The 15,033-nt window shown below is 62.9% G+C and carries 13 protein-coding genes; 8 read left to right on the forward strand and 5 right to left on the reverse strand.

Annotated features, from left to right (window positions below; all coding sequences use genetic code 11):
* Positions 1-176 precede the first annotated feature (176 nt).
* The 3 genes from ABM562_RS16900 (at position 177) to ABM562_RS16910 (ending at position 4,789) form a co-directional block, all read left to right on the forward strand.
* On the forward strand, positions 177-1,799 hold the full coding sequence (locus ABM562_RS16900; RefSeq protein WP_115087834.1) for an acyl-CoA synthetase: 1,623 nt from the start codon (positions 177-179) through the stop codon (positions 1,797-1,799).
* A 24-nt stretch (positions 1,800-1,823) separates the two neighbouring features.
* Entirely contained in the window at positions 1,824-3,593 is a 1,770-nt protein-coding gene (locus ABM562_RS16905; RefSeq protein ID WP_115087835.1) for an acyl-CoA dehydrogenase C-terminal domain-containing protein, read from the forward strand.
* 191 nt (positions 3,594-3,784) lie between these two features.
* Positions 3,785-4,789: a FecR family protein gene (locus tag ABM562_RS16910; protein ID WP_115087836.1), complete on the forward strand. Its 1,005-nt coding sequence runs from the start codon at positions 3,785-3,787 to the stop codon at positions 4,787-4,789.
* 26 nt (positions 4,790-4,815) lie between these two features.
* Here ABM562_RS16910 and ABM562_RS16915 read toward each other — a convergent pair whose 3' ends face one another.
* Positions 4,816-6,135 (reverse strand): Na+/H+ antiporter family protein, encoded by a 1,320-nt coding sequence (locus ABM562_RS16915; RefSeq protein ID WP_115087837.1) that lies wholly within the window; start codon positions 6,133-6,135, stop codon positions 4,816-4,818.
* 269 nt (positions 6,136-6,404) lie between these two features.
* On the opposite strand from ABM562_RS16915, the gene ABM562_RS16920 reads away from it, so the two are divergent.
* The 3 genes from ABM562_RS16920 (at position 6,405) to ABM562_RS16930 (ending at position 10,540) form a co-directional block, all read left to right on the forward strand.
* Positions 6,405-8,552, forward strand: coding sequence for a methyl-accepting chemotaxis protein (locus ABM562_RS16920; RefSeq protein ID WP_115087838.1), 2,148 nt, complete (start codon positions 6,405-6,407; stop codon positions 8,550-8,552).
* A gap of 153 nt (positions 8,553-8,705) precedes the next feature.
* Positions 8,706-9,692, forward strand: coding sequence for an ABC transporter substrate-binding protein (locus tag ABM562_RS16925; protein ID WP_233674779.1), 987 nt, complete (start codon positions 8,706-8,708; stop codon positions 9,690-9,692).
* The gene (locus tag ABM562_RS16930; RefSeq protein WP_460422690.1) at positions 9,689-10,540 is read left to right on the forward strand and encodes an ABC transporter permease; all 852 of its coding nucleotides are present in this window, start codon (positions 9,689-9,691) and stop codon (positions 10,538-10,540) included. The genes ABM562_RS16925 and ABM562_RS16930 overlap by 4 nt, the downstream gene beginning before the upstream one ends.
* Positions 10,541-10,625: 85 nt before the next feature.
* Here ABM562_RS16930 and ABM562_RS16935 read toward each other — a convergent pair whose 3' ends face one another.
* From ABM562_RS16935 to ABM562_RS16950, 4 genes are read right to left on the reverse strand one after another with little or no spacing between them, the layout of a single operon-like run.
* Positions 10,626-11,945 carry a sensor histidine kinase gene (locus ABM562_RS16935; protein ID WP_460422692.1) on the reverse strand — a complete coding sequence of 440 codons (1,320 nt, stop codon included), beginning with the start codon at positions 11,943-11,945 and terminating at the stop codon, positions 10,626-10,628.
* Complete coding sequence (locus ABM562_RS16940) at positions 11,942-12,610, reverse strand: response regulator transcription factor (RefSeq protein ID WP_460422694.1); 669 nt, start codon at positions 12,608-12,610, stop codon at positions 11,942-11,944. Before ABM562_RS16940 ends, ABM562_RS16935 begins: the two co-directional genes overlap by 4 nt.
* The gene (locus ABM562_RS16945; protein ID WP_115087843.1) at positions 12,610-12,924 is read right to left on the reverse strand and encodes a PepSY domain-containing protein; all 315 of its coding nucleotides are present in this window, start codon (positions 12,922-12,924) and stop codon (positions 12,610-12,612) included. Before ABM562_RS16945 ends, ABM562_RS16940 begins: the two co-directional genes overlap by 1 nt.
* Positions 12,924-13,232, reverse strand: a complete 309-nt coding sequence (locus tag ABM562_RS16950; RefSeq protein WP_045201338.1) for a PepSY domain-containing protein — start codon at positions 13,230-13,232, stop codon at positions 12,924-12,926. The genes ABM562_RS16945 and ABM562_RS16950 overlap by 1 nt, the downstream gene beginning before the upstream one ends.
* 157 nt (positions 13,233-13,389) lie before the next feature.
* On the opposite strand from ABM562_RS16950, the gene ABM562_RS16955 reads away from it, so the two are divergent.
* Together ABM562_RS16955 and queD are read left to right on the forward strand one after the other, a co-directional pair.
* Positions 13,390-14,472: a patatin-like phospholipase domain-containing protein gene (locus ABM562_RS16955; protein ID WP_460422696.1), complete on the forward strand. Its 1,083-nt coding sequence runs from the start codon at positions 13,390-13,392 to the stop codon at positions 14,470-14,472.
* Between the two features lie 49 nt (positions 14,473-14,521).
* A complete protein-coding gene (gene queD, locus ABM562_RS16960) occupies positions 14,522-14,878 on the forward strand; it encodes a 6-carboxytetrahydropterin synthase QueD (protein ID WP_010226613.1) in 357 nt (118 codons plus the stop codon).
* Positions 14,879-15,033 lie beyond the last annotated feature (155 nt).

The raw sequence follows: 15,033 nt of genomic DNA on the forward strand, positions 1-15,033 counted from the left end.
CTTTTATAGTATTTATACCATATTGCTATAGTCTATCTTCCAGTTACCATAGCCATTCGCGTAAAACTTGCGACAGCGGAAGGGCCTGCCCTTCACGAAACCTGATCAGAGCTAACAATCAGCCATCGGAGGTTTCAGTTCGCCACGGGCGACTGCCTCCTGCACAGGACGACCTCATGTCGATTTTCTCCCAGGGCCTGGCGCCCGCCCCTGTCAATCATGTTGCCTTGAGCCCCTTGAGTTTCATCGAGCGTACCGCCGCCGTCTACGGCCAGTACCCGGCGGTGATCCACGGCGCGATCCGGCGCAACTGGCAACAGACCTACGAACGTTCCCGTCGCCTGGCCAGCGCCCTGGCCGGGCGCGGTATCGGTCAGGGCGATACGGTGGCGGTGATGCTGCCGAACATTCCGGCCATGCTCGAAGCGCACTTTGGCGTGCCGATGATCGGCGCCGTGCTCAACGCCCTCAACGTGCGCCTGGATGCCGAGGCCATCGCGTTCATGCTCGAGCACGGCGAAGCCAAGGTACTGATCAGCGACCGCGAGTTCCACAAGGTCATTGAAGCGGCCCTGGCGCTGATGGAATACCCGCCGCTGGTGATCGATGTCGATGACCCGGAGTACGGCGAAGGCCAGGCGGTCAGCGACCTGGACTATGAAGCCTTTCTCGCCGAAGGTGACCCCGAGTTCGCCTGGCACTGGCCCGAAGACGAATGGCAGGCGATCTCGCTGAACTACACCTCCGGCACCACCGGCAACCCCAAGGGCGTGGTCTATCACCACCGCGGCGCCTACCTCAACGCCCTCGGCAACCAGATGACCTGGGCCATGGGCAACCACCCGGTGTACCTGTGGACCCTGCCGATGTTCCACTGCAACGGCTGGTGCTACCCCTGGACCGTCACTGCCCTGGCCGGCACCCATGTGTTCCTGCGCCGGGTCGACCCGCAGAAGATCCTCACCCTGATCCGCGAACATCAGGTCAGCCATTTGTGCGGTGCGCCGATCGTGCTCAATGCGCTGATCAACATGCCCGAATCGGCCAAGGCGGCGATCGATCACCCGGTCAATGCCATGGTCGCCGGCGCGGCGCCGCCGGCCAAGGTCATCGGCGCGGTGGAAGAAATGGGCATCAAGGTCACTCACGTCTATGGCCTGACCGAGGTCTATGGCCCAGTGACGGTCTGTGCCTGGCACGCTGAATGGGATGAACAACCGCTGGCCGAACGGGCGCGAATCAAATCGCGCCAGGGCGTGCGCTACCCGACCCTCGAAGGCCTGATGGTCGCCGACCCGCAGACCCTGGAGCCGGTACAGCGCGACGGCAACACCCTGGGCGAGATCTTCATGCGCGGCAACACAGTGATGAAGGGCTACCTGAAAAACCCCGAAGCCACCGCCGAAGCCTTCCGTGGCGGCTGGTTCCACACTGGCGACCTGGCGGTGTGGCATGCCGACGGCTACGTGGAAATCAAGGACCGGCTCAAGGACATCATCATTTCCGGCGGCGAGAACATCTCCACCATCGAGGTCGAAGACACCCTGTACAAGCACCCGGCGGTACTCGAAGCCGCCGTGGTCGCCCGCCCGGATGACAAATGGGGGGAAACCCCTTGCGCCTATATCACCCTCAAGGCCGGCTGCGAGGGCACCCGCGAAGCCGAGATCATCGCCTTTTGCCGCGAGCACCTGGCCGGCTTCAAACTGCCGAAAACCGTGGTGTTCAGCGAATTGCCGAAGACCTCTACCGGCAAGATCCAGAAGTACCTGCTGCGCGACTGGGCCAAGGCGCTCTGACCCCTTTTGACTGCGAGAACTGCCATGCCTGAATTCAATGCTCCCCTGCGCGACATGCGCTTTGTCCTTCATGAAGTGTTCCATGGCCCGGCCCTGTGGGCGCGCCTGCCAGCCCTGGCCGAGCGGGTCGATGCCGACACCGCCACGGCCATCCTCGAAGAGGCGGCGAAAATCACCGGCCAGTTGCTCGCCCCGCTCAACCGCAGCGGCGATGAACAGGGCGTGGCGTTCGAGGCCGGTGCAGTGCGCACCCCGGACGGCTTTCGCCAGGCCTGGCAGACCTACCGCGACGGCGGCTGGGTGGGCCTGGCCGGCAACCCGGAATTTGGCGGCCTGGGCATGCCGAAGATGCTCGCGGTGCAGTTCGAAGAGATGCTCTATGCCGCCAACTGCAGCTTCAGCCTGTACTCGGCCCTGAGCGCCGGCTGCTGCCTGGCGATCGACGCCCACGCCAGCGACGCGCTCAAGGCCACTTACCTGCCGGCGCTCTACAGTGGCCAGTGGGCCGGCACCATGTGCCTGACCGAGCCCCACGCCGGTACCGACCTGGGCATCATCCGCAGCAAGGCCGAGCCCCAGGCCGATGGCAGCTACAAGGTCAGCGGCACCAAGATCTTCATCACTGGCGGCGACCAGGACCTGACTGACAACATCATCCACCTGGTGCTGGCCAAGCTGCCGGATGCGCCGGCCGGGCCCAAGGGCATCTCGTTGTTCCTGGTACCCAAGCGCCTGGTCAATGCCGACGGTAGCCTGGGCCAGAGCAACGCGGTCAGCTGTGGCTCGCTCGAACACAAGATGGGCATCAAGGCCTCGGCCACCTGCGTGATGAACTTCGACGGCGCCACCGGCTACCTGATCGGTGAACCGAACCGCGGCCTGGCGGCGATGTTCACGATGATGAACTACGAACGCCTGTCGATCGGCATCCAGGGTATCGGCTGTGCCGAGGCCTCTTACCAGAACGCCGCCCGCTACGCCTGTGAGCGCCTGCAAAGCCGGGCAGCCACCGGTGCCCAGGACAAGGAGCGGATTGCCGACCCGATCATCGTCCACCCGGATGTGCGGCGCATGTTGCTGACCATGCGCGCCCTCACCGAAGGCGGACGCGCCTTCGCCACTTACGTCGGCCAGCAACTGGACATCGCCAAGTACGCCGAAGACGCCGATGAACGCGACGCGGCGCAACGTCAGGTGGCGCTACTGACCCCGGTGGCCAAGGCCTTCTTTACCGACAACGGCCTGGAAAGCTGTGTGCTCGGCCAGCAGGTGTTCGGCGGCCATGGTTACATTCGCGAATGGGGCCAGGAGCAACTGGTGCGCGATGTGCGCATCGCACAGATCTACGAGGGCACCAACGGTATCCAGGCCCTGGACCTGCTCGGGCGCAAGGTCGTGGCCGATGGTGGCCAGGCGCTGGCGGCCTTCGCCGCGCAGATTCGCCAGTTCAGCGCAACCGAACCGCCTTTTCGCCAGCCGCTGCTCAACGCCCTGGACGAGCTGGAGGACCTCAGCCAGTGGCTGTGCGAGCAAGCGAGCCGCGACCCGAATGCCATTGGCGCGGCATCTGTGGAGTACCTGCAATTGTTCGGCTACGTCGCCTACGCCTACATGTGGTCGCGCATGGCCGCGGTCGCCCGCGACGCGCTGGTGCAAGACCCGGCCTTTTACGGCGCCAAGCTCGCCAGCGCGGCGTTCTTTTTCGAACGCCTGTTGCCCCGGACGCTGTCGCTGCAAGCCAGCATTCGTGCCGGCAGTGCCTCGTTGTTCGAGCTTGACGCCGCGCAGTTCTGAAGAACGGCCTGCGCTGCTGCCCGGTGGCGCAGGCCTACCTTTCGTCCGTGATTTTGTAAGCAATCATTGTCAAATCCGTGGTTTTACGGGGTTTTGGCGGTAAAAAAACCTACAACTGATAGTCATTCGCCATTATCTCGGTTCTCGGCCACCTACCCTGCAAGGTAGAATGGACAAAACCGGGAGTTTCAATGAACCACACCAGTCTCAGCGCCGCCGAACATGATGCCATCACCGATGCCGCTGCGCAGTGGTGCCTGCGCTTGCAAGCTGAAGACTGCACCGCCGCCGAGCGGCTGGCGTTCGAGCAATGGCTGACGGCTCATCCGTTGCACCTGCAGGAATACCAGGCGATGGTGGACATCTGGCAGACCGCCGACCATCTGCCCCGCACCTTCCCCGACAACGTCGTGCCCCTGCCTCAGCGCCGCCGCGGCACCTGGCAGCGATTCGCCACGGCCGCAGCCATCGCCCTGGTGACCCTGCCGGCTGGCGCCTGGATCGGTTGGGAGCAAGGCTGGCTGCCCAACAGCTATCAATACCTGGAAAGCAGTGAGCATCTGAGCCGCGTAGTGCTCAGCGACGGCAGCGAAGTCGAACTCAACCTCAACACCGAACTGCGTTTCACCAATTACAAGGACGAGCGTCGGGTCACGCTGATCAAGGGCGAAGCCTTCTTCAAGGTCAGCCACGACAGTCAGCATCCCTTCGTGGTGCACGCGGCCAATGGCTGGACCCGGGTCACCGGCACCCAGTTCAACGTGTGGAAGTATGACGATCAGGTCAAGGTGACCCTGGTGGAAGGTTCGGTATTGGTCAGCAGTGACGGCAAGGCCAGCGACAGCAGCTACCGCCTTGGCCCGGGCATGCAGGCCAGCTACCGGGCGGGTGATTACGAACCGCATCTGGATCAGACCTACAGCCAGGACAACAGCCTGGCCTGGCGCAATGGCAAGCTGATCCTTGACAACCAGAGCCTGGCCCAGGCCCTGCCGATGATCAACCGCTACCTGGACAAACCCCTGCAACTGGCTGACACCAGCACCGGTAGCATTCGCATCAGCGGCATCTACAACACCAGCGAGATCAAGCGTCTGGTCAGTACCCTGCCCAAGGTGTTGCCGGTGTACCTGACCCAGAACAAGAGCGGCAACATGGTGCTTAACCGCATCTCGCCGCCACCCGCCAAAGGCTGAGCCTTGCGCTCAGCCCCTGCGCAGCCCTAGAGCATCATCGCCGCCAGCCAACCGAACGCCAGCAACGGCAGATTGTAGTGGATGAAGGTCGGTACCACAGTGTCCCAGATATGGTGGTGCTGACCGTCGACGTTCAGGCCCGAGGTCGGCCCCAGGGTCGAATCCGACGCGGGTGAACCGGCGTCGCCCAGGGCACCGGCAGTACCGACGATGCACACGGTCGCTACGGGATCGAAGCCCAGTTGCACGCACAGCGGCACGAAGATCGCCGCCAGGATCGGCACGGTGGAGAACGACGAACCGATGCCCATGGTCACCAGCAGCCCCACCAGCAGCATCAGCAGTGCACCGATGCCTTTACTGTGATTGATCCAGGCCGCCGAGGCCTCGACCAGGGTCTTGACCTCACCAGTGGCTTTCATCACCTCGGCAAAGCCCGAGGCGGCGATCATGATGAAGCCGATCATGGCCATCATCTTCATGCCTTCGGTGAACAGGTCGTCGGTGTCTTTCCAGCGCACGATGCCCGACACCGAGAAGATCAGAAAGCCGGCCATGGCGCCGATGATCATCGAGTCCAGCCACAACTGGATGATGAACGCCGCCGCAATGGCGAAGCCCGCTACCAGCAGGGTCAGCGGGTTGTAGCTCACGGCCACCTGCTCGACCTGCTCGATTTTCTCCAGGTCATACACGCGCTTCTTGCGATAACTGATGAACACCGCCACCAGCAAACCGAAGAGCATGCCCGCCGCCGGGATGGCCATGGCATGGGTGACGTTGACGCCACTGACATCCACGCCGCTGCGGCTGACACTGCCCAGCAGGATCTGGTTGAGAAATATGTTGCCAAAGCCCACCGGCAGGAAGATGTACGGGGTGATCAGGCCGAAGGTCATCACACAGGCCACCAAGCGCCGGTCGATCTGCAGCTTGGTCAGCACATACAGCAGCGGCGGCACCAGCAACGGAATGAAGGCGATATGGATCGGCAGGATGTTCTGCGACGAAATTGCCACCACCAACAGCAGGCCGATCAGCAGCCATTTGACCTTGCCGCCGTTGCTGTGCCCCTGCCGGTCGATCATGGCCAAGGCACGATCAGCCAGGGCATGGGCCATGCCCGACTTGGCGATGGCCACGGCGAAGGCGCCGAGCAGAGCATAGGACAACGCCACCGTGGCACCGCCACCCAGCCCGCCGTTGAAGGCCTTGAGCGTGCCTTCGATGCCCAGGCCGCCGACCAGCCCACCCGCCAGGGCACCCACGATCAGGGCAATCACCACATGCACGCGGGACAGGCTCAATACCAGCATGATGCCGACCGCGGCAATTACTGCATTCATTCTGTGACCTCTAGAAACCAGACAAAAAGCGACCGATCCGGCGACAGACTGCTCGGGAGCAGTGGCCGAACGACAGGTATTTTTATGGAGGGCGCACACTCTGAAGCAGACCCCCGCGCTTGTCAAAAAAACGGGATTTCGCGCCTGCGACAATCAGTCGCTTCCGTGACCGAAAACGACGCATTTCAATTGAACGTTTGAATAAAGAAAACGGCATCGCAGCCGATATAGTCGGCAGCCTCAATCTTTCAGGATCAAAGGACTTCGCCATGTCGTTCAGACAACTTTCCATTCAGTGGAAGATCACCCTGCTGGCCGGCCTGTGCCTGGCCGGCATCGTTACCCTGCTGGTGGGACTCTCGCTGTACCGCATGGAGCACAGCACGCAACTGGTCAAGGCCAGCAGCATGCAGATGCTCACTGAAGCGGCCCAGGGACGCATCGAGTCCCAGGGTGAAGTCCAGGCCTTGAACATCCGTCGCCAGTTCATGGATGCCTACCAGTACGGTGCCGGCTTCTCCCGCCAGGTACTGTTCCTTCGCGAGCAGGCCGAGAAGCGCTTCCTCGATGCCTTCGACCTGCGCGAAGACATGACCCGCCAGGTGCGCGCCGCGCTGCAGGCCAACCCCGACCTGCTCGGCCTGTCGCTGGTGTTCGAGCCTAACGCGCTGGACAACAAGGACTCGCTGTTCGTCGACCAGAAAGAACTGGGCAGCAACGAGAAAGGCCGCTTTGCCCTGTACTGGTCGCAACCGACCCCGGGCCAGTTGACCTCAATGGCGCTGCCTGAGCGCGACATGAACGACACCAGCATCGGCCCCAGCGGCGAGCCGGCCAACACCTGGTCGGTGTGCCCGCGCACGACCCGCAAGGTCTGTGTGATCGAGCCCTACTTCTATGAAATCAACGGCCAGCAGGTGCTGATGACCAGCATCGTGTTCCCGCTGATGGCGGCCGACAAGGTCATCGCCACCCTGTCCATCGACATCAACCTCAACAGCCTGCAGGCCATGAGCCAACAGGCCAGCCGCAACCTTTACCAGGGCCAGACCCAGGTCGGCATTCTCAGCCCCGTGGGCCTGCTGGCCGGTTACAGCCCGGACGCCAGCAAGCTGGCCCAGCGCTTTGACCAGGTCGACATGGAAAAAGGCGCCGAGCTGATCCGCTTGCTCGGCGATAGCACTCCGCTGCACAGCATCCACCACAACCAGCGCCTGAAAGTGCTGGCCTCGTTCGCGCCGATCCCCGGCGGCAAACCCTGGGGCGTGCTGCTCGATGTGCCGGAAAGCGCCCTGACCGGCCCGGCCGAAGCCCTCAAGCAAGAGCTCGACCAGCGCAACACCAGCGGCACCCTGATGGAGCTGGGCCTGGGCCTGCTGGCGGCTATCGTCGGCCTGCTGCTAATCTGGCTGATGGCGCGCACCGTGACCCGGCCGATCCTCGGCGTCGCGGCCATGCTCAAGGACATCGCCAGCGGCGAAGGCGACCTGACCCGCCGCCTGACCTACGACAAGCGCGATGAACTGGGTGAGCTGGCCGGCTGGTTCAACCGCTTCCTCGACAAGCTGCAGCCGACCATTGCCGAAGTCAAACGCTCGGTCCAGGCCGCCCGTGACACTGCCGATCAGTCCTCGGCCATTGCCACCCAGACCAGTGCCGGCATGGAGCAGCAGTATCGCCAGGTTGACCAGGTGGCCACCGCCTCCCATGAAATGAGCGCCACCGCCCAGGACGTCGCCCGCAGCGCAGCGCAAGCCGCCCAGGCAGCCCGTGACGCCGACCAGGCCACCCGCCAGGGCCTGGCCGTGATCGACCGCACCACCAGCAGCATCGACACCCTGGCCGCCGACATGAGTACCGCCATGGGCCAGGTCGAAGGTTTGGCCGAGAACAGCGAGAAGATCGGTTCGGTGCTGGAAGTGATCCGCTCGATCGCCGAGCAGACCAACCTGCTGGCCCTCAACGCCGCCATCGAAGCCGCCCGTGCCGGTGAAGCCGGTCGTGGTTTTGCCGTGGTGGCCGACGAGGTCCGCAACCTGGCCCGCCGCACCCAGGAATCGGTGGAAGAAACCCGCCAGGTCATCGAACAGCTGCAGGCCGGTACCCGTGAAGTGGTCGGCGCCATGGACAGCAGCCATCGCCAGGCCCAGGGCAGCGTCGAGCAGGTCAGCCAGGCGGTCACGGCCCTGCAGCAGATCGGCGATGCGGTCACGGTGATCAGCGACATGAACCTGCAGATCGCCAGCGCCGCCGAAGAGCAGAGCGCGGTGGCCGAAGAGATCAACAGCAACGTGGCGACCATTCGTGACGTCACCGAGTCGCTGTCGGAACAGGCCAACGAATCGGCGCGGGTCAGCCAGTCGCTCAACAGCCTGGCCAACCAGCAGCAGGGGCTGATGGATCAGTTCCGGGTGTAACCCCGTGGGAGCTGGCTTGCCAGCGATCGAGCGCAAAGCGCTCGCTGGTGGAGCCTCATGCAGGCCTCATCGCTGGCAAGCCAGCTCCCACAAAAACCTGCCGGCTCTCCTCTACTACACTTGCCAGACTCCCTACCCTGCGAGCGAGGCACAATGAAGCCGATCACTACCCTGCTGGCCAGCGCTCTCCTTGCGCTGGCTCTGATACCCTCCAGCCACGCCGCCGACAACTCCACGCCCATCCACTTCGGTGACATCACCTGGGAAAGCGGCAGCCTCACCACCGAGATCCTGCGGCTGATCGTCGAGAAAGGCTACGGCTACCCCACCGACACCCTGCCCGGCAGCACCGTGAGCATGGAAGTGGCCCTGGCCCGTAACGACATCCAGGTCATCGGCGAAGAATGGGCCGGTCGCAGCCCCGCCTGGATCAAGGCCGAGCAGGCCGGCCAGGTGTTCAGCATCGGCGATACGGTGAAGAATGCCGATGAGGGCTGGTATGTGCCGGCGTACGTGATCAAGGATCTGGCGCCGAATCTGCGCTCGGTGGCCGACCTCAAACAGTACAAGGCCGTGTTCAAGGACCCCGAATCCCCCGACAAGGGCCGCTTCCTCAACAGCCCCAGCGGCTGGACTTCCGAGACCGTCAACAGCCAGAAGCTCAAGGCCTACGGCCTGCACAATGACTACGTGAACTTTCGCAGTGGCTCGGGCGCCGCACTCGATGCCGAAATCACCTCGGCCATACGCCGTGGCAAACCGGTGCTGTTCTACTACTGGAGCCCTACCCCGCTGATGGGGCGTTTCGACCTGGTACGCCTTGAGGAACCGCCGTTCAATGCCGAGGCCTGGCAGACCCTGACCGACGCCAGCCATCCGCACCCGCAAGGCACGCGTTCACTGCCGGCAAAATTGTCCATTGGTGTTTCGGCGCCATTCAAAAAGGATTATCCGGAACTGGTCGAGTTCTTCGCCAAGGTCGACCTGCCTATCGACACCCTCAACAAGACCCTGGCGCAGATGAGCGAAAAGCGCGAGGCGCCCAAGGAGGCAGCGCTCAGGTTCATGCGCGATAACCCGAACATCTGGAAAGCCTGGCTACCCGCCGAGATCGCGGGCAAGGTCGAGGCGAGCCTGTGAGTGGAGGCTTCCCCGAAGCGCTGCACTTCTCCTTTGCCGACGCCGTTAACCGCTTCGTTGATTGGCTGGTACTGGCTTACGGCGATCAATTGCGCAATGTCTCCGATGGCCTGCTGCAGGTACTGGTCGGCCTGGAAAACCTGCTACGCCTGACGCCTTGGTGGCTGTTGCTGGTGATCGTCGCACTGATGACCTGGCACGCCAGCCGCAGTGTCGTCCGTGCCCTGGTGCTCAGCGGCCTGTTGTTTCTGATCGGCGTGGTCGGCTTGTGGGACAAGCTCCTGCAAACCTGTGCGCTGGTGCTGGTGAGCACCGGCCTGTGCGTACTGATCGGCATCCCGGTGGGCGTCCTGCTGGCCAGCCGGCCCTTGGCGCGCAAGCTGCTGATGCCGGTGCTCGACGTCATGCAGACCCTGCCCAGCTTCGTCTACCTGATCCCGGTGTTGATGCTGTTCGGCCTAGGCAAGGTGCCGGCCATCTTCGCCACCCTGATCTATGCCCTGCCGCCCTTGATCCGCCTGACCGAACTGGGCCTGAGCCAGATCGACCCGAGCCTGACCCAGGCGGCTCACGGCCTGGGGGCCAGTCGCTGGCAGCGACTGCGGCGGGTGCAACTGCCGCTGGCGATGCCGAGCATCATGGCCGGGCTCAACCAGTCGGTGATGATGGCGCTGTCGATGGTGGTGGTCGCTTCGATGATTGGCGCGCGCGGGTTGGGGGAAGATGTACTGGCGGGGATTCAGACACTCAATGTCGGCAAAGGGGTGGAGGCCGGGTTGGCGATTGTGGCGCTGGCGATGGTGATTGACCGGATTAGTCAGGCGTATGGGCAGGTGCGGCGCGATTAGAATTTGCAGACCTCATCGCGGGGCAAGTCGGATCGCCGCACCGCCGCTCCCACAAAGTCTGTGGGAGCGGGCTTGCCCCGCGATGCTATCTGACCTTGCGCGGTAGCTCGATGCTGACCCGCAAACCACCCAGCGGGCTTTCCAGCAAACGCATCTGCCCGCCCCAGGCCTCGACGATGTCGCGCACGATACCCAGGCCCAGGCCGTGGCCATCGACCTGCTCGTCAAGCCGGGTACCGCGCTCGAGAACTTGTTCACGGGCCGTCTCCGGGATGCCGGGACCGTCGTCGTCGATCCACAGGCAATAGTGTTGCGGCTGTTCTTCGATGCTCAACTGCACTTCGCTGTCCGCCCATTTGCAGGCGTTGTCCAGCAGGTTGCCCAACAGCTCCAGCAGGTCCTCACGGTCCCAAGGCAGGAGCAAACCCGGCGGCACATGCTTGCTCAGCTCCAGGCCTTCGCCATGAATCATGCCCAGGGTCGATAGCAGCCCTGGCAATTCGGCATCGCAATCAAACTGCGCGCCCGGCAATGAGTCACCGGCCAGCCGCGCGCGGTTGAGCTCGCGGCTCAGGCGCTGCTGGATCTGCTCGAGCTGGTCGCGCAACTGGGCACGAACTTCCGGCAGGTCCTTGAGGCGTTCGCTGGAGGCCAGGCTGAGCAGCACCGCCAGAGGCGTCTTGAGGGCATGACCGAGGTTGCCCAGGGCATTACGTGAACGGCGCAGGCTGTCTTCGGTGTGGGCCAGCAAGTGGTTGATCTGCGCGACCAGGGGCTCAAGTTCTGTCGGTACCTGAGTATCGAGCTGCGAACGCTGGCCTTGCTGCAGCTGGGCGATCTGTTCGCGGGCACGCTCCAGTGGGCGCAAAGAGCGCGTCACGGTGATGCGTTGCAGCACCAGGATCAGCAACAGCGCGACCAGGCCCAGGCCCAGGCCGATCTGCTGCATGCGCCTGAAGCCATCCCGTACCGGGGTGTAGTCCTGGGCGACGCTGATGGAAATGGCCTGACCCAGGCGCCGGTAATCGGCGCGCAGTACCAGCAGTTGCTGGCCTTCAGGCCCCAGTTCCAGTCCGGTGTGCAGACCGGGGCTTTGCGGCGCTGGCATGTCCATGTCCCACAACGAACGCGATCGCCAGCTGCCGCCGTCGAAATCAATGCGAAAGTAATAGCCGGAAAACGGCCGCTTGTAGGCCGAGGAAATCCGTCGCTCATCCAGTTCAAGGCCGGTCTGGCCGCGCACCAGCGCCACCAGCAGGTTTTCGCTTTCCTTGCGCAGGCCGGTCTCCAGGTAGCGTTGCAGCCCGGCTTCGAACAGCCACAGGCTGAGCTGGGCCAGGACCAGCCCGACCAGCACCAGTACCGCAATCAGGCCAAGGCTCAAGCGTGCCTGGATCGACTTCACTCGCTGCTCCCGGCATAGCGATAACCCTGGCCGCGGCGGGTTTCGATCACGCTGCGGCCGAGCTTGCGGCGCAGGTGATTGACGTGCACTTCCAGGACGTTGGAATCGCGCTCGGTTTCACCGTCGTAGAGGTGCTCGGCCAGGTGGCTTTTCGAGAGGATCTGTTGCGGGTGGAGCATGAAGTAACGCAGCAGGCGAAACTCGGCAGCGGTGAGCTGGATGTCGACACCGGCGCGGGTCACACACTGGCGGCTTTCGTCCAGTTGCAGGCCGGCGGCTTCCAGGGTCGGCTGGTTGGCCAGGCCACGGGCACGACGCAGCAGCGACTGGATGCGCAGCTGCAGTTCTTCCGGGTGAAACGGCTTGCTCAGGTAGTCATCGGCGCCGGCTTTGAGGCCCTCGATGCGCTCGGCCCAGGACCCACGCGCAGTGAGGATCAACACCGGTGTCGACAGCCCCGATGCACGCCACTGGGCCAGCACTTCAAGGCCCGGCAAGCCGGGCAAGCCGAGGTCCAGAATGATCAGGTCGTAAGGTTCGCTGCTACCCTGGTAGACCGCATCCCTGCCGTCAGCCAGCCAGTCGACCGCATAGCCCTGGCGTTGCAGGCTCTGGGTCAGTTCATCTGCCAGCGGCACGTTGTCCTCGACCAGTAACAGGCGCATCAGTCATCTTCCTCGTCTTTGAGCAGCGCTCCATTGGTAGCATCGAGCTTGATCTCGCGCACTACGCCTTCAGGGGTCAGCAATTCGACCTCGTACTCGTATCTGTCGTGTTTCTCTTCCAGCTCCGCCTCCAGCAACCTCGCCCCGGGATAGCGTCCCAGGGCGTCTTTAAGCAGTTGCTCCAACGGCAGGATGATGCCCCGCTCCCGCAGTTGCAGGGCTTCATCCTGATCGAGGTCACGGGCCGAAGCCAGCGAGCAGAGGGCCAACAGCGCAATAAGAAGTGTCTGTGCTGTTCGCATGCAAGGGCTCATCAGGTGTCCTGGGCGTCCTTGAGGACTTCACCGGTCTTGGCATCAAGATCAACGTCCCATTCGACGTTCTGGGCGTCACGCAGTTCTACCTTGTAGACATAGCGGCCGTAGACGTCCTCCAGCTCGGAATCCTTGATGGTAGCGCCTGGGTGCTTGGCCAGCGCCTTGGCGTTCAAGTCGTCCAGGGACATGATGGTCTTGGCCTGAACCAGCTTGACCACTTCATTGGTCGGAATGTCTTTAGCCAGCGCAACGTTGGCGCTCAGGGCAAGGGCAGCAGTGGCGAACAGGGCAGTCAAAGTTTTCATGGTGTCTCTCCGTTGAGATCAAAAATGTTTCTACGGGGCCTAAAGTACCCAACCGAACTTAATTGAAGCTGAAAACAACTGGCGACATGATAGCGCAGCCCAGCCCCACATCTGGACGCTGTTCTTTATAATTGCGGCTCAACACAGCGAGGCCCGTATGAGCGCAATCCATATCAAGTACCCGGCCCTGACCCTCAAGGCTGGTAGCCGTGCCCTGCAACGCATACGCGAAGGTGGCTTGCAGGCAGCGGATGTGGGTGTGTTGCCAGGCGCTGCGGGCGGCCCCAAGGCCTTGGGCATCCAAGGGCTGGACCTGGCATTGTTCGGCCAGTGGTTGCCCGGCGCACCGCGTGAACGGGCGCTGATCGGTGCCTCGATCGGCTCCTGGCGCTTCGCCAGTGCCTGCCTGCCCAACCCGGCCCAGGCCCTGCGGCGCTTGGGGCAGCTGTACACCGAACAAGACTTTGCCAAGGGTGTGACTCAAGCCGAAGTCAGCCGCAGCTGCGAGCGCATGCTCGATGAATTGCTCGAAGGACGCGACGCGCAGATCCTCGAAAGTGCTGACTATCGCCTGAACATCATGGTGGTGAAGAGCCGTGGATTGCTTGCTCACGATCATCGCGGACGCTTGGGCATGGGCCTGTCGTCTGTGATCGCCGACAACCTGATCGGCCGCCCGCGCCTGTCCCGTCACTTCGAGCGGATCATTCTTCATGATGCCCGCAGTGCTCCGCCACTGCAGCCATTGACTGACTTCCCGTCGCGCTGCCTGCACCTGGACGTCGCCAATTTGCGCCATGCCCTGCTGGCTTCCGGGTCGATCCCCATGGTCATGGAAGGTGTGCGCGATATTCCGGGCGTGGGCCAGGGAACCTATCGGGATGGCGGCTTGCTGGACTATCACCTGGACCTGCCCTACGCCGGCAATGACCTGGTGCTCTACCCGCACTTCACCGACAAGGTCATCCCCGGCTGGTTCGACAAGGCCCTGCCGTGGCGCCGTGGCGATGCTGATCGGCTGCGCAACGTGCTGCTACTTGCACCCTCGCCGCAGTATCTGGCCAGCTTGCCCTTCGGCAAGCTGCCGGATCGTAGCGACTTCAAGCGCTTCATGGGCGATGCTGGCAGCCGTCAGCGTTATTGGCACAAGGCAATGGCCGAAAGCCAGCGCCTGGGCGATGAGCTGCTCGAGCTGATAGAAACCGGCAAGCTGCACGCGCATCTGCAACCACTGAAGTGACCATGCTGGTAAACTGGCCGCCAGCATTGGTTTACTGAGTCAAGACATCGTGGAAATCTTTAAAGAGTTTACGTTCGAATCGGCCCACCGCCTGCCCCACGTGCCTGAAGGGCACAAGTGCGGTCGCCTGCACGGCCATTCGTTCAAGGTTGCCCTGCACCTGACTGGCCCGCTCGATCCACATACCGGCTGGATCCGCGACTTCTCCGAGATCAAGGCGATCTTCAAGCCGCTGTACGAGCAACTGGACCACAACTACCTGAACGATATTCCTGGCCTGGAGAACCCGACCAGCGAAGTGATCGCCAAGTGGATCTGGGACCAGGTCAAGCCGCTGTTGCCTGAGCTTTCCAAGGTGCGCATTCATGAGACCTGCACCAGTGGTTGCGAGTATTACGGCGACTGAGTCGGTAAATGGATGTGAAGAGACCACCCTGCGGGGTGGTTTTTTTTGGCCTGGTTTTCAGTCCTGTGAGAGCGGCGGTGCGACGCCGCTCCCACAGACCCCAGAAAGACAAAACCCCTACCTGCATACGCAGATAGGGGTTTCGGAATTTAATC

The organism is Pseudomonas sp. ZL2 (genome assembly GCF_054788455.1).

Excerpts from the sequence above, each read along its gene's own strand:
- ABM562_RS16955 (WP_460422696.1), top strand. The coding sequence starts at position 13,390 with ATGAGCGCAATCCATATCAAGTACCCGGCCCTGACCCTCAAGGCTGGT.
- ABM562_RS16925 (WP_233674779.1), top strand. The coding sequence starts at position 8,706 with ATGAAGCCGATCACTACCCTGCTGGCCAGCGCTCTCCTTGCGCTGGCT.
- ABM562_RS16905 (WP_115087835.1), top strand. The coding sequence starts at position 1,824 with ATGCCTGAATTCAATGCTCCCCTGCGCGACATGCGCTTTGTCCTTCAT.
- ABM562_RS16915 (WP_115087837.1), bottom strand. The coding sequence starts at position 6,135 with ATGAATGCAGTAATTGCCGCGGTCGGCATCATGCTGGTATTGAGCCTG.
- ABM562_RS16910 (WP_115087836.1), top strand. The coding sequence starts at position 3,785 with ATGAACCACACCAGTCTCAGCGCCGCCGAACATGATGCCATCACCGAT.
- ABM562_RS16900 (WP_115087834.1), top strand. The coding sequence starts at position 177 with ATGTCGATTTTCTCCCAGGGCCTGGCGCCCGCCCCTGTCAATCATGTT.
- ABM562_RS16950 (WP_045201338.1), bottom strand. The coding sequence starts at position 13,232 with ATGAAAACTTTGACTGCCCTGTTCGCCACTGCTGCCCTTGCCCTGAGC.
- ABM562_RS16945 (WP_115087843.1), bottom strand. The coding sequence starts at position 12,924 with ATGAGCCCTTGCATGCGAACAGCACAGACACTTCTTATTGCGCTGTTG.
- ABM562_RS16920 (WP_115087838.1), top strand. The coding sequence starts at position 6,405 with ATGTCGTTCAGACAACTTTCCATTCAGTGGAAGATCACCCTGCTGGCC.
- ABM562_RS16940 (WP_460422694.1), bottom strand. The coding sequence starts at position 12,610 with ATGCGCCTGTTACTGGTCGAGGACAACGTGCCGCTGGCAGATGAACTG.